This is a genomic window from Rhizobium sp. rho-13.1, assembly GCF_007000305.1.
GTDB classification, from domain to species: domain Bacteria; phylum Pseudomonadota; class Alphaproteobacteria; order Rhizobiales; family Rhizobiaceae; genus Rhizobium; species Rhizobium rhododendri.
The window spans coordinates 17,130-30,901 of record NZ_SCFL01000025.1 but is presented as its reverse complement, the minus strand read 5'-3'; the positions used below and the strand labels follow the sequence as shown (position 1 = coordinate 30,901).

Below are 13,772 nucleotides of genomic sequence, written 5' to 3'. Positions count from 1 at the left end.
ATGCAGAATCATCTTTCCCGCCCTACGTCATCTCAAAATGAGGGGATGCCTGAGGGCTGCTGCCTGATCCATAGCATTGTTGTGACGAGGGAGCGGCCGGAAACGAATCGGCCGTTTTCTATTGGGCCGCGTCTGACTTGGACCAGTTATTTTTAGCAACTTGCCTTTAATCGTATCCAAAATTTCTTCCGGCAACGCGGGGGGCATCAAGCGGCCTTCTTCGCCGGCCCAAAAGGATGCATCCAATCGCAGCGACCTGTATTGCCGCTGCGCAGAGGAACAGCAAGGTTGATCCGGCGGCATAGACACCGTCAGCCCCGCAGCAGACCAAAAGCTGCCGGCGCAAAGGCATGACCAGCCTAACCGATGGCGACCATCAGCGGCACCACGCGCGCGGTCTCTGCTGGGGGAACTCCTGCTGTGCGATGAGTAGCGGTAGCGATGTGGCGTTTCCAACTCCCAACCCAAACAGCGCGATGCCGAGAAAAAGCCACGGCCCACTGTTACCTACAGCAATAATGACCAGTACCGAACCGATTACCTGCACGCCGTAGCTGGCACAGGCGACAAGCCGGCGGCCGACTGAAGGCACGCGTTGTTGCCTTCGGACGCCGGCCGGAAGACGTGGCCGTGATGCCAGATTTCCTGGCGGTGATCGGCCGCACCTCGACCGAGGCAGCCGAAAAGCGGGCTGGGCTCGATCAATGGACGGACATCAAGAGCGCGATGCCGCGTCTCGAGGAACGGCTGGGCCATAGTCTGGCAGGCCGCGATCTCGATGCTCCCCTGCCCGATCTGCCGATCTCGGATCAGCCGCGCAGCCGCGCCGAATTGCTGACCGAACTGGCGAAGCGGGAAAAGCTGACCATCCGTCAGTTGGCGCTGCGGGTTGCTGCAGGACGCGGCCATAACATGCTGGTCGGAACGCCGGTCGAGATTGCCGACCGGATGCAGCAGTGGTTCGAAGCTGGCGCCGCCGAAGGGTTCAATGTCATGCCGCCCTTCTTTCTGCAGGGACTGGAAGATTTCACCCAGTTGGTCGTGCCCATCTGCAGGAGCGCGGCCTGTTCCGATTGGACTACAGCGGTTCGACGCTGCGAGACCATCTCGGCCTCGATCAGCCCGCACTCCTTGCTGCTGCAGGGTGATAAACCGGAAACGTAGCGCGCCGCAGGTGGCCAAGGCGTTTTCGACTGACGCCGGCAATAGCGCCCCGACGCCGCAGCTTCGACCGAGCAAAACCATTTCCTTAAGGCAGGAAGAAAAAGAACAACCTGTCTTTCTCTGTTGCCGTTTCACGCTTAGATGCATTGCTCTATCCGCGGCGGGGTCATTCGTGAAGCGCGCACCATGCAAATCGATTTGCCCGGCGGCTGGACACGACAAACTCGTATCTACAGGCACGGCAGGCGGATCGACCGGTCTGCCAGACACTATCAACCCCCTCCAGCCCGAAGTCGTTTCATGAAAGAGCCAATATCCGACCAGATTCTCACCGCGGTGGGAGCGCTATTTTATCGCGAGGGCATACGTGCCGTTGGCATTGACCGAATCATCGAGGAGGCCAAGGTTGCCAAGGCCACACTGTATCGGCATTTCCCTTCAAAGGACCATCTTGTCGCCGCCTATCTCGAAGATCGCCACCACCGCGTCATCCGATCGCTTCGAGAGGTTCTTGACGAGGCGAAGACGCCACGGGATCAGATCCGAATGATTTTCGAGCAGCTGCACCAGAAAGCCGACAGTCCGGAATTCCGCGGCTGTGCATTCGCGCTCGCCGTTGCCGAACATGGCGATTCGGTGCGCGTCACGACGGTCGCGCGTATGCACAAAAAGACGGTGAAGGATATCTTCCGCGCCGTCATGGCAAATTCCGATCTGGGCTCCGAACCGGCGGCAGCACATCTTTCCCTTCTCTACGAAGGCGCGCTGGCAACGGTCGCCGTCGAACGCGATCCCGGTGTGGTTCTCATCGCGCGCGATTGCGCCATCGCCGTCTTCGACACGGCCCTTCATTCGAACAGAAAAGCTGCAAAGAGCATTCCATGACCAAGAACATCGACTATTTTTTCGGCATTGGTTCGCCCTGGGCTTTCATCGGCCTTGAGGCCTTTACGGCGCTTGCCGCCAAACACGGCGCCTCGATCCGCCCCTTCGTGATTCCGCTCGTTGAGGACAACGGCGCCATCTATTCGCGCAACCGACCGGAAGCCCGCCGCGCCTACTGGATTAAAGACCTGAAGCGCTGGGCAGCCGTCCGCGGCAAGACCCTAGATTTCGACAACCGCTCCACTCTCTCCGATCCCACGCCGGCCGGTTTGATGGTCATTGCCGCAATCGAGCGTAGCGACAACTGGTTGAAGCTGACGGCCGCGCTACAGGCGGCGTTCTGGGAACGAGGAGAGGATATCGGTCAATCAACTGTCCGCGTTGCCATTGCCGATGCTGCCGGGCTCGATGGCACTGCATTGGAGCAACGGGCCCAGGCCGAAGACGTCAAGGCCACCTGGGAATCAAACCTCGAGACGGCAAGAGCGGGCGGCGTCTTTGGCTTTCCGACCTTCCGCTACGATGGTGAGCTCTACTGGGGGCAGGACAGCCTGCCATTCCTCGATCGGCATCTGAACGGCGACAAGATCGTCGCCTGACGGGTGATGCGGCATGGCTGCCGCCACCCCCTCACCAACAGCACTGCTGGGAGCAATCCATGTCCGCTACATTGCCAGGTTCGCTCGTGTCCACCGAATGGCTGTCGGCCCATCTCTACCATGGGACGCTTCCCCACATGCTACCGTCCAGTGCGGCGTTCGAGCGCCATGCCTCGGATCTCGGCATCGCCAACGACGGCGTTGTCGTGATCTACGACACGCCCGGCCTGATGTCGGCGGGACGGGTCTGGTGGACGCTGCGGACCTTCGGCCACGACAGGGTCGCCATCCTCGACGGCGGACTGAAGAAATGGCTGAGCGAGGCAAGGCCGGTGACCGACGAAGTTACCCATCCGGCCAGCACCTCGTTCCGTGCCAAATTCGCGCCGGCTGCCGCCCGCTCAAAGGCGCAGCTTCTCGACAATCTGACGAGCCATGCGGAGCAAGTCATCGATGCCCGATCGGTCGGCCGTTTCACCGCAGAGGAAAAGGAGGCGCGGCTCGGTCTGCGATCAGGACATATTCCCGGAAGCCTCAATCTGCCCTTCAACGCGCTGACCGATCCGCAATCCGGCGAAGTCCGCCCGTTGGCTGAGATCCGCGCGGCCTTCGAGGATGCCGGTCTCGATTTCGCCGAACCCGTCATCGCAAGCTGCGGCTCCGGCGTTACCGCGGCGGCACTCGCCTTTGCGCTGTATCTCGTCGGCAAGCAGGACGTCGCGATCTACGACGGCGCCGCGACCGAGTGGGGACAGCACGGCGACACACCGGCCGCCACCGGCGCGGCAAAAACCGGAGGCGGCGAATGACGCACCTCTCGACAGAACTTTCCGACAAACTCCGCGCCATTTTCGGCGATCGCTTCTCGACTTCGCCTGCCCTGCGCGAGCAGCATGGCCGCGGCGAATCCTACCATACGGCAGCGATGCCGGACGGCGTCGTATTTGCGGAACACACTGACGAGGTGGCGCAGACCGTCCGGCTATGTGCGGCCGAAGGCGTGCCGGTAATCGCGTTTGGGGCGGGCACCTCGCTGGAGGGGCATCTGACGGCGATATGCGGCGGCATCTCCATCGATCTTTCGCGCATGTCGCTGATCGTCCGGGTCGGCGCCGAAGATCTCGATTGTACAGTCGAAGCCGGCGTCACCCGCGAGCAGCTCAACACCCATCTGCGCGACAAGGGACTTTTCTTCCCGATTGATCCCGGCGCCAACGCCTCGATCGGCGGCATGGCGGCGACACGCGCCTCGGGCACCAACGCCGTCCGTTATGGCACGATGCGCGAAAACGTCCTGTCGCTGACCGTCGTCCTGCCGAGCGGACAGGTCGTGCGCACCGGCGGACGGGCCCGCAAATCCTCGGCCGGCTACGATCTTACTCGGCTGTTCATCGGCTCGGAAGGGACGCTCGGTATCATCACTGAGGTGACACTTCGACTCTACGGCATTCCCGAGACAATTACGGCGGCGCTGTGCTCGTTTGCGAGCGTCGAGCAGGCGGTCGACACAGCGATCGCTGTCGTCCAGCTGGGCATCCCCGTCGCCCGCATGGAACTGATGGACCGTGGGCTCATCGCTGCGGTCAACGCCTATTCCAACCTGACGCTGAAGATCGAGGACACACTTGCCTTTGAATTCCACGGCTCTCCCGCTGCCGTACAGGAGCAGGTCGACATGGTGGCGGCGATCGTCGACGAGCATGGCGGCCGGGATTTCGAATGGGCCAACGCAGCGGAAGATCGAAACCGGCTGTGGAAGGCGCGTCACAACGCATTCTATGCAGTGGTTTCACAGCGTCAGAATGCCAAAGGCTGGTCGTCAGACGTCTGCGTTCCCGTCTCGGAACTGAGCGACTGCATTCTGAAGACGCGCGCACTGCTGCAGGGCTGCAGCGTCCCGGCCGCCATTCTCGGCCATGTCGGCGACGGCAACTATCACGTCGTCTTCGCCGTCGATCCGGACAACAGGGCAGAGCTCGACGAGGTCGCGGCGATTAACAAGGCGATGGTTCTGCACGCACTCTCGGTCGGCGGCACGTCGACCGGTGAACACGGCATAGGAACGGGCAAGATCGACTACCTGCGCCGCGAACACGGCGATGCCGTCGATCTGATGGCCGTGATCAAGGCCGCGATCGATCCCATGAACATCATGAACCCGGGCAAGATTCTGCCGGAATGAGTTTCTTGGCCTCCGCTGCGTGAAGAATGAAGAGGTATTCCCGATGAACGACTTCCAAACCCACAGCTCTCATTGGGGCGCTTTTTCGGGGCGCTATCGCGACGGCACGCTTGAAATCCGACCTCATCCGGCCGACCCGCATCCCTCGCCTCTGCTTGGCAATCTGCCGGCTGTCGCCGACAGCCCGATGCGCATCAAACGTCCGGCCGTGCGGCGCGGTTGGCTGGAGGGCAAGAAGGGCAATGCGCAGGACCGTGGCGCCGACGACTATGTCGAGGTGAGCTGGGCGAGGGCAATCGAGCTCGTCGCGGCTGAGCTCGAGCGGGTCTATGGCGACTTCGGCCCGACGGCCGTGTTCGGCGGTTCCTACGGCTGGTCGAGTGCCGGCCGCTTCCATCATGCCCAGAGCCAGGTCCATCGCTTCTTGAATGTGCTCGGCGGCTATGTCCGGTCCGTCAACACCTATAGCTCCGGCGCCGCAATGGTGATCATCCCCCATGTGCTCGGACCCTACGATCACTTCGACCGCAAGAGCGTCACCTGGGACGCGATCGAGCGGAGCAGCGAACTGATCGTCGCCTTCGGCGGCATGGCCATTAAGAATTCGGACGTCCATGGCGGCGGTAACAGTCAGCACATCGTGCGTGACAAGCTGATGGGCGCCAGCACGCGCGGCGCGCGTTTCGTCCTCGTCAGTCCGTTGCGAGACGACTTTCCCTTAGAAGCCAATGCGGAATGGCTGTCCATCACGCCGGGCACCGATGTCGCGCTAATGCTCGCCCTTGCCTATGTGCTTGCCACGGAAGGGCTGCACGACCGCGACTTCCTTGATCGCTATGCCGTCGGTTACGAGTGCTTCGAGGACTATTTGTTTGGCCGCAGCGATGGCCAACGGAAAAGCCCTGGATGGGCGTCTGCCATTTGCGGCATCGATGCAGGCGTCATTGAAGAGCTGGCACGGGCAATGGCGGGGGCAAGAACACTGATTACGATTGCCCACGCCCTCCAAAGAGCCGATTATGGCGAGCAGCCGGTTTGGATGGGCATTGTGCTGGCCGCGATGCTCGGCCAGATGGGCCTCGACGGGGGCGGCTTCTCCTATTCGCTGGGCGCCCTGGGCAACAACGGCAAGCAGCAACTGGCCGTGCCGCTGCCGACCTTCAACCAGTTCCGCAATCCTGTGGCGGATTTCATTCCCGTCGCCCGAATTGCCGACATGCTCCTCAATCCGGGCGAGGCATTTCAGTACAACGGCATTGATGCGCACTATCCCGATACCAAACTGGTCTACTGGGCAGGCGGAAATCCGTTCCACCATCACCAGGATCTCAACAGGCTGCGCGAGGCCTTTCGCCGGCCGGAAACCATCATCGTGCACGAGACGGCGTGGACCGCCTCGGCCCGCCACGCGGACATTGTCCTGCCGGCGACGACGACACTCGAGCGCGAGGATATCGGCGCTTCAGCCGGTGATCCGCTGATGGTGGCGATGAAGCGCCTGATCGAACCGGTGGGCGAGTCGCGCGATGACTACGAGATCTTCGCCGCGATAGCGGCACATCTCGGCAAGGCGGAGGCCTTCACGGAAAACCGATCGTCGCGGCAATGGCTCGCCTTCCTGTATGAGACGACCCGCACGGCGCTGGCGTCCGGCGGCCACGAGGCTCCGGACTTCGAGGAATTCTGGCATCGCGGAGAAATCCGCCTGCCGCTGGAAGCCGATGTGGGCGGTCCGGCGCGGGCCTTCCGCGACGATCCGCTCGCATCGGCCCTGCCGACGCCTTCGGGTAGAATCGAGATCTTCTCTGAAACTGTCGAAGGCTTTGGCTACGACGATTGCCGCGGCCATCCGCGATGGTACCCGGCCCGGCACGCAGGCGACGACCGCTATCCGCTGCACCTCGTTTGCAACCAGCCGCATCATCGCCTGCACAGCCAGCTCGACTACGGCGATTTCAGCCGTTCGACGAAGATCAAGAGCCGTGAACCGGTCCGCATTCACCCGGCCGACGCTGCCGAGCGCAGCATCGTCGATGGGGACATCGTGAGGCTGTTCAATGACCGTGGCAGCTGCCTTGCCGCCGCGATCCTCAGCCAGGACCTGCGGAAAGGCGTTATGCAGCTTGCGACCGGCGCGTGGTTCGAGCCGGACGACCGGAGCGCCGACAAAGCCATGTGCGTGCACGGCAATCCCAACATTCTAACACATGATGTCGGCACCTCAAGATTGGCGCAGGGCTCGACCGGGCAAATAACCCGCGTGCAAGTCGAACGATTTCACGGCGACCCGCCCCCAGTTCGAATATTCGAAGAAATGAAGTTTACCGATGGCGCTCATGGCCCCGAGATGAAGAGGGATTGACAGCAATCACCCACGCTTCCTTGCCATCGATTGAAGCTGCCGTCCCGTGGGTCTGATCGCCGCCAATATCGGCGCCCGAAAAAAGCTGACCCCTGCGCACCTCGAAACCGAACAAAATAATCCATTAAATTGATAGAAAAAGAACAACTGGTCTTTCTCCGGTCAGCTGCCCTGCATACTCTAAACGTATTGATCCGCTTGGAAAAATACAGGACACGATATGACCGAACGTTCCGCATTCTTTTCCCTTTCCCGACGTCGTCTGCTTGTCGGCACGTCCGCGCTGGTAGCAACTGCGTTTGTGGCGACGGTAGGCTTGACCCCGACTCTGGGCGCCGAAAGCCCGCGTGAAGGCGGCGACATCACCTTCCTCATAGATTCGCTGGGTGACACCTGGATTCCCAATAATAGCGCGATTTCCAGCTTCCAGGGCCATATCTGGGGTCATGTGACGGACAAGCTCATCTACGTCGATGCTGAAGGCAAGGTGAGCCCATGGCTGGCCGAAAAATGGGAGCAGAACGATAAGGCCACCGAATTCACACTTCACCTGAAGAGCGGCGTGACCTTCTCCGACGGCACCCCGCTCGACGCAGCGGCTGTCGTCGCCAACCTTGACATCTGGTACGCCGGCCGGAAGAAGGAAGGCATAAACCCGATCGGTCTCTTCCCCAAGACCTACGATCATTCCGAGGTCGTTGACGCCGCCACGGTGAAGGTCGTTTTCAAGAAGCCGACGCTCGGCTTCATCCCGACCCTTGGCTACCACGGCTCGATCCTCATCTCTCCGAAGACGATCGCGCAGCCGGCAACCGACCAGGCTGACCTGAGCAAGACGTCAGGCAGCGGTCCCTATGTGGTTGACTCCTGGAAGGAAGGTGACTTCGTCAAGCTGGTGAAACGCAAAGATTATAACTGGGGACCTGCCGCCGTCGGTCACAGCGGCCCGGCCTATATCGACTCGATCACCTACAAGCTGGTATCCGAGCAATCGCTGCGGATTTCCGCCGTCCAGTCCGATCAGGCCGAAATTGCCTATAACGCTTCGCCGCAGGAGCTTCAGTCTCTCAAGGCGGATGGCTTCACCGTTTCAACGCCGCGCTACCTCGGCTTCGTCAACGGCTGGGCAGTCAACACCAAGCTCGCACCCTACGACGACGTGAAGGTACGCCAGGCTCTACAGGCCGGCATCAATCGCCAGGAGATCATCGACACCGTCTACACGCCGGACTGGAAGCTCGCGACGTCATTCATCCAGAGCAACGTGCCCGGCGCGACCGACCAGAGCGCGCTGCTGGCCTACAATCCGGACCAAGCCGGAAAGCTCCTCGACGAAGCCGGTTGGGTTAAGGGCGCCGACGGCATCCGCGCAAAGGACGGCAAGCCGCTGGTCCTAACACTCTATTCAAACCCCTATCTCGCAACATCGAAGTCGATCGACGAACTGATCGCCCAGCAGCTCGGCAAGATCGGCTGGAAGGTCGATATCCGCGCCTACGACGTGGTCACCTTCGGCCAGAAGGTCGCATTCGGCGGTCCGGCCGTGCCGGCTTACGAGGTGACGCGCAGCTTCATCGATGCGGGAACAGTCGCCAGCATCCTCACCAACGCCAACAACGGCGAGAACTGGTTTGCGCTCGACGAGCGCGACACGAAGCTCAACGATCTACGTGACAAGATCGCGGGTGCAGCCACCGTCGAAATCCGAAAGCCGCTCCTCGAAGAACTGCAGCAATACGTTCTGGAGCAGGGCTACTTCATCCCGCGCACCCAGATGGTCCAGCGCATCTACGTGCAAAGCCCGAAGCTGAAAGGCGAGACGTACAATGGCATCGCCTACGCCAGCTACTACACGGCATCCCTGAGCGAATAGCCGAGAGCACGAAGGATAAACGTGAGGATATGATCGGCATGACCAACCCCTACCTGTATTACGCTGGAAAGCGCCTCATCCAGGCCGTTGTCGTCGTCCTTCTGGCCTATGTCTTTACGTTCATCGTCGTCAGCATCCTGCCGGGCGACCCGATCACCAACGTTCTGCGCAACCCGCAGAACGGCTTCACCGAGGCCGAGATCCAGGAGATCATCGTAGCCCAGGGTCTGGACAAACCAGTGCTGGTGCAATTGTCCAACTCCTTCTCGCATTTCATCATTGGCGACCTCGGTATCTCGATGAGAACCAACCGGCCTGTATCGACCCTGATCGCCGATGTGCTGCCCTCGACGCTGATCCTTGCGTTCACCGGTCTCGTCGTGGCGCTGTTACTAGCGATAACCATTGCCTATGGAACACGCTTTCTTCGAAAGGAATTTGGCCAGGGGCTGCTGCGCGGCTTTCCTTCCCTGTTCCTGTCGGTGCCCAATTTCGTGATCGGCCTGGTGCTGATCCACATCTTCGGCTTCCAGCTGGGTCTTTTCCGGGTGATCAAGCCGGACAGCTTCTGGGCGACCTTCTTCGCAGCCCTTGCGCTCGGCATTCCCATCTCGGCGCAGATCGCGGAAGTGCTCATCGCCAACCTCGATCACGAGGCCGGGCAAGAATACGCCGCGGTCGCCCGCAGCCGTGGTCTGAGCCAGATGCGGCTCTTTGCCAAGCACCTGCTCAAGCCCTCCTCTCTGCCGGTCGTGACCGTCATCGCGCTGACCATCGGCGAACTGCTCGGCGGCTCGCTGATCACCGAAGCGGTGTTCGGCCGCAACGGCGTCGGCAGCCTTGTGCAGCGCTCTGTCAGCACGCAGGACCTGCCGGTGCTGCAGGCAATCGTCTCGCTGGCGGCAGTGGTCTTCGTGGTCGTCAATCTGCTGGCCGACCTTGCCTACCCTCTGCTCGATCCCCGCGTGAAACTGCTCGGCTTTGCCGAGCGGCGGCCGGTCACCGCCGACGACAATTCGGCCGTTCTTTCTCAAGCGGTGAAATCATGACCTTTGTTTCCGGCATTTCCAGCCCACGTTTCACCATGGCTGCTTGGCTGACATCTATCCGGGTGCCGGCGACCGTGGTGTTATCCTTCGCAATCGTCGCGCTGGTGCTCGCCTGGTCACTCGCCCCCGGCCTGTTCACAAGCGAGAACCCGGCCATCGGAACGCCTGCCCACAAGCTGCTTGGCCCAAGCGCCGCGCACTGGTTTGGAACCGACCAGCTGGGTCGCGACCTCTATACGCGTGTTGTCTATGGCGCAGCCTCTTCCGTCAGGAGCGCGCTCATCGCTGTCGTCATCGGCGTTTTCGCCGGTGGTTTCATCGGGCTCCTTGGCGGCTTCTTCGGCGGCCGGCTGGACACCCTACTCGCCCGCATGGTCGACGTGCTGCTGGCGATACCGAAATTCCTGCTCGCCGTCATCGTGGTCACCGCAATCGGCTTCGACACCACCAACGCCGCGATCGCCACCGGCGTCTCGGCCGTGGCGATGTTCGCCCGTGTCACGCGGTCGGAGGTCATCAAGACCCGCCAGGCGACCTTCGTCGAGGCATCTTTTCTCCTCGGCGGCTCGCGCTGGCACATCCTCTGGCGCCATGTGCTGCCAAATGCCTCGCGTTCGGTTTTCCCACTGGCAGTGCTGCAATTCGGCGATTCCATCATGCTGATCGCCGGTCTTGCCTTTCTCGGATATGGCGACCCGCCACCTGCCTCGGACTGGGGCCTGCTGGTGTCGATCGGCAAGGATTACCTGAAATGGCCATGGCTGGTCTACGCGCCCGCCTTCGTCACGATCGCGACCGTCCTCTCTATGAACAGGATTAGCCGATGGCTCCGCAAGACAGACTAGCTGCAGCATACAGCCGTGCCGATGCCTCACCGCTGACGTTGAAGCGTTCAACTCAGCTGCTGCAGGCCGTCGGGCTTTCGGTTTCCTACGGACAAAAGGAGGTCGTCTCAAGCGTCGGTTTCGAACTTGGTCGCGGCAAGAGCCTTGCGCTCATTGGCGAATCCGGCTCGGGCAAATCGACCATCGCGCGTGCGGTGCTCCGGCTGCTGCCCCATGGCGGGCGAGCCAGCGGCCGCATCGTTTTCGAAGGCCAGGAAATTCTCGGCCTGCCCGAACGTCGCTTTCAGCCATTGCGCGGGCGCGCCATCGGCTTCGTTCCCCAGGATCCGGGCAATTCGCTGAACCCGGTGCGCACGATCGGTGTCCAGGCGATGGAGGCGGCCGCCCTCCTCGATGAGCCTGACAAGGCCATCCGCAAGGCTCTGGTCCTCGATACCTTTGCGCAGGTCGGGCTCGACAATCCACAGCGTGTTTTTCACTCCTACCCGCATCAGCTGTCCGGCGGCATGCTGCAGCGCGTGCTGATAGGCCTGGCCGTTCTGCCTCGCCCAACACTGCTGATCGCCGACGAGCCGACATCCGCGCTTGATGTCACCATCCAGAAAAAGATCCTCGATCTGCTTTCACGGCTGCAGCGCGAGTTGGACATGAGCCTGCTGCTGATCACCCACGACCTGGCGATTGCCGCGGAGCGAACCGATGCTCTGGTGGTGCTGAAGGACGGCGTCGTGCAGGAGGCCGGCAGCACCGCCGCCGTCTTCTCCTCGCCGACATCGGCTTACACGAAGAAACTGCACGCGGATGTGCCTGTCCTCAATCCAAACCGGTATGCCGCACTGCGCGACCCCGGTTTCCGGCTGCTCAAGGCTGCCGGCGCCAACTCGCCAAAGATCGAGGTCAGCGCCGTCACGAAGAATTTCACCGTCGGTAACAAGGTGGTGACAGCTGTCGATAACGTTTCCTTCAGCGTTCCGGCCGGCACCACGCATGCGCTGGTCGGCGAGTCCGGCTCGGGCAAGACAACGACGATCAGGCTGCTGCTGGGGCTGGAGCAGCCCGATACCGGTCAGATTTCAGTGGCCGGCGAGGAACTCACGGGGCGTACTCAGGCTTCGCTGCGCTCTGTTTGGCGCCATCTGCAGATCGTCTACCAGAACCCCTTCACGTCGCTCGACCCGTCCTGGAAAGTCGAGGAGCTGGTTCGTGAGCCGCTCGACCGGTTCAAGATTGGAACACGCAAGGAGCAGGGCGACAGGGTTCGTGCAGCGCTGAAAGATGTCGGGCTGGCCGAAGACTTTCTTTCCCGCAAGCCAGGTGTGCTCTCAGGTGGCCAACGCCAACGTGTGGCGATTGCCCGCGCGCTCGTTCTGAAGCCGGACGTCATCGTGCTTGACGAGCCTACCTCTGCACTCGACGTCAGCGTCCAGGCCGGTATCGTCGAGGTGCTGCTCTCGCTGCAGGCCAAGCTGGGCCTGACCTATGTCTTCGTGTCGCATGACCTGGCCCTCGTGCGCCAACTCGCGCACACCGTCTCGGTCATGCAGCGCGGGCGGATCGTCGAACACGGGACTGTCGCCGACATCTTCGACAATCCCCAGCAGCCCTACACTGTGTCTCTGCTGGAAGCGATCCCGTCGGGCGCTGCGAATATCGTGCCGGTGCCGCATCTGGAACCGCGACGGGCCTTCCAAAAGGAAAATATCGCATGAACATCACCGTGCCCTCCAGCACTCTGCCAGCATCATTCCGGGCGAAGAAGCGGCTTGGCTTCAACACAAGGGTGTCTTTCAACGACAACGCCGGCCCGGCACAGGGACTGCGCGACGGGATCGAGCTCTTCAAGGCAGCCGAGCGACTGGGCCTGCAGTCCGGCTGGGCCTACCAAAGGCACTTCGACCACTATCTCTCCTCGCCGCTGCCGTTTTTTGCCGCGACCGGCCAGCACACATCCCATATCACGCTTGGCTCGGCCGTCATCCCCATGCGCTACCAGGATCCGATCCTGCTTGCAGAGGCAGCGGCCACGACCGATCTGCTGATCGATGGCCGTCTAGAGCTTGCCATCTCGACGGGTGCGAACGCCGCGTTCGATGCCGTATTCGGCACGGTCGATACCGACGCCCGCACCGAGGCAAAGCGCCGCCAGTCCCGTTTTCTCGCCGCACTTTCGGGCGAGATCCTGCACACCGTTACCGAGCCGGGCCTTGGTGCGCCGGAAGGCGCCGAACTGCGCGTCACGCCCCACAGCGCGACGCTGCGTTCGCGCATCAGGCAGGGCTCGGGCAGTTTTTCATCCGCAGTGCAAGCTGCGGAAATCGGTATCGGGCTGATCTCAGGCACCGTCCTCCACGACCACGAGGAGGGCGAAACCTTCAGCGAATATCAGGCGCGCAGCATCACGGCTCACCGCACCCACTGGCGCAAGATATGGGGAACGGAGCCGCCACCGGTGATCGTGGCCGCATCCATCCTCGTCGGCAATACCGCGGACTTACGGGAGAAATATGCCGCCTACGACCTGGAGCGGCGCACGCTTGGCATTGCCGCCTCCCGTCCCAAGGGTGCACTTCAGCCCACCGAGCGCGTCAACCAGCCGCCTGGGACACAGATTTCCCCCGTATTCCACGGCGGCCCCAACCAGGTTCTCGAAGCGATCTACAACGATCCCGGCCTCAGCGCCGCCGATGAAGTCATTCTTTTTCTGCCGCCGGCATTTGGCCTGCAAGAGAATATCCGGTTGCTCGCCGACTTCACGGACACTGTGGCTCCAAGCCTCGGCTGGTCTCCCAGCTTCTGATCCCAAAGCCTGACCC

General features: G+C 61.8%; 10 protein-coding genes and 1 pseudogene. All 11 read left to right on the top strand.

What is annotated here, in order from left to right; translation table 11 throughout:
- Nucleotides 1-539: 539 nt before the first annotated feature.
- A pseudogene (locus tag EQW76_RS26485) lies at nucleotides 540-1,148 on the top strand (nitrilotriacetate monooxygenase); the annotation flags it as partial.
- Between the two features lie 316 nt (nucleotides 1,149-1,464).
- Nucleotides 1,465-2,049: a TetR/AcrR family transcriptional regulator gene (locus tag EQW76_RS26480; protein ID WP_142831778.1), complete on the top strand. Its 585-nt coding sequence runs from the start codon at nucleotides 1,465-1,467 to the stop codon at nucleotides 2,047-2,049.
- Entirely contained in the window at nucleotides 2,046-2,648 is a 603-nt protein-coding gene (locus tag EQW76_RS26475) for a DsbA family protein (RefSeq protein WP_142831777.1), read from the top strand. The genes EQW76_RS26480 and EQW76_RS26475 overlap by 4 nt, the downstream gene beginning before the upstream one ends.
- A gap of 59 nt (nucleotides 2,649-2,707) precedes the next feature.
- Nucleotides 2,708-3,457: a sulfurtransferase gene (locus tag EQW76_RS26470; protein ID WP_142831776.1), complete on the top strand. Its 750-nt coding sequence runs from the start codon at nucleotides 2,708-2,710 to the stop codon at nucleotides 3,455-3,457.
- Nucleotides 3,454-4,830, top strand: coding sequence for an FAD-linked oxidase C-terminal domain-containing protein (locus tag EQW76_RS26465; RefSeq protein WP_142831775.1), 1,377 nt, complete (start codon nucleotides 3,454-3,456; stop codon nucleotides 4,828-4,830). The genes EQW76_RS26470 and EQW76_RS26465 overlap by 4 nt, the downstream gene beginning before the upstream one ends.
- Before the next feature lie 43 nt (nucleotides 4,831-4,873).
- Nucleotides 4,874-7,192 carry a molybdopterin guanine dinucleotide-containing S/N-oxide reductase gene (locus EQW76_RS26460; protein ID WP_142831774.1) on the top strand — a complete coding sequence of 773 codons (2,319 nt, stop codon included), beginning with the start codon at nucleotides 4,874-4,876 and terminating at the stop codon, nucleotides 7,190-7,192.
- A 220-nt stretch (nucleotides 7,193-7,412) separates the two neighbouring features.
- The gene (locus tag EQW76_RS26455) at nucleotides 7,413-9,065 is read left to right on the top strand and encodes an ABC transporter substrate-binding protein (RefSeq protein WP_143123402.1); all 1,653 of its coding nucleotides are present in this window, start codon (nucleotides 7,413-7,415) and stop codon (nucleotides 9,063-9,065) included.
- Between the two features lie 38 nt (nucleotides 9,066-9,103).
- A complete protein-coding gene (locus tag EQW76_RS26450; RefSeq protein WP_142831772.1) occupies nucleotides 9,104-10,114 on the top strand; it encodes an ABC transporter permease in 1,011 nt (336 codons plus the stop codon).
- Complete coding sequence (locus tag EQW76_RS26445) at nucleotides 10,111-10,959, top strand: ABC transporter permease (protein WP_142831771.1); 849 nt, start codon at nucleotides 10,111-10,113, stop codon at nucleotides 10,957-10,959. Before EQW76_RS26450 ends, EQW76_RS26445 begins: the two co-directional genes overlap by 4 nt.
- The gene (locus EQW76_RS26440) at nucleotides 10,938-12,668 is read left to right on the top strand and encodes an ABC transporter ATP-binding protein (protein ID WP_142831770.1); all 1,731 of its coding nucleotides are present in this window, start codon (nucleotides 10,938-10,940) and stop codon (nucleotides 12,666-12,668) included. The genes EQW76_RS26445 and EQW76_RS26440 overlap by 22 nt, the downstream gene beginning before the upstream one ends.
- Nucleotides 12,665-13,756, top strand: a complete 1,092-nt coding sequence (locus EQW76_RS26435; protein WP_142831769.1) for an LLM class flavin-dependent oxidoreductase — start codon at nucleotides 12,665-12,667, stop codon at nucleotides 13,754-13,756. The genes EQW76_RS26440 and EQW76_RS26435 overlap by 4 nt, the downstream gene beginning before the upstream one ends.
- The last annotated feature ends 16 nt before the right edge of the window (nucleotides 13,757-13,772 follow it).

What these genes read in the sequence shown, in the direction of transcription:
- EQW76_RS26440 (WP_142831770.1), top strand. Translation starts at nt 10,938, where the DNA reads ATGGCTCCGCAAGACAGACTAGCTGCAGCATACAGCCGTGCCGATGCC.
- EQW76_RS26445 (WP_142831771.1), top strand. Translation starts at nt 10,111, where the DNA reads ATGACCTTTGTTTCCGGCATTTCCAGCCCACGTTTCACCATGGCTGCT.
- EQW76_RS26465 (WP_142831775.1), top strand. Translation starts at nt 3,454, where the DNA reads ATGACGCACCTCTCGACAGAACTTTCCGACAAACTCCGCGCCATTTTC.
- EQW76_RS26435 (WP_142831769.1), top strand. Translation starts at nt 12,665, where the DNA reads ATGAACATCACCGTGCCCTCCAGCACTCTGCCAGCATCATTCCGGGCG.
- EQW76_RS26450 (WP_142831772.1), top strand. Translation starts at nt 9,104, where the DNA reads ATGACCAACCCCTACCTGTATTACGCTGGAAAGCGCCTCATCCAGGCC.
- EQW76_RS26475 (WP_142831777.1), top strand. Translation starts at nt 2,046, where the DNA reads ATGACCAAGAACATCGACTATTTTTTCGGCATTGGTTCGCCCTGGGCT.
- EQW76_RS26455 (WP_143123402.1), top strand. Translation starts at nt 7,413, where the DNA reads ATGACCGAACGTTCCGCATTCTTTTCCCTTTCCCGACGTCGTCTGCTT.
- EQW76_RS26470 (WP_142831776.1), top strand. Translation starts at nt 2,708, where the DNA reads ATGTCCGCTACATTGCCAGGTTCGCTCGTGTCCACCGAATGGCTGTCG.
- EQW76_RS26460 (WP_142831774.1), top strand. Translation starts at nt 4,874, where the DNA reads ATGAACGACTTCCAAACCCACAGCTCTCATTGGGGCGCTTTTTCGGGG.
- EQW76_RS26480 (WP_142831778.1), top strand. Translation starts at nt 1,465, where the DNA reads ATGAAAGAGCCAATATCCGACCAGATTCTCACCGCGGTGGGAGCGCTA.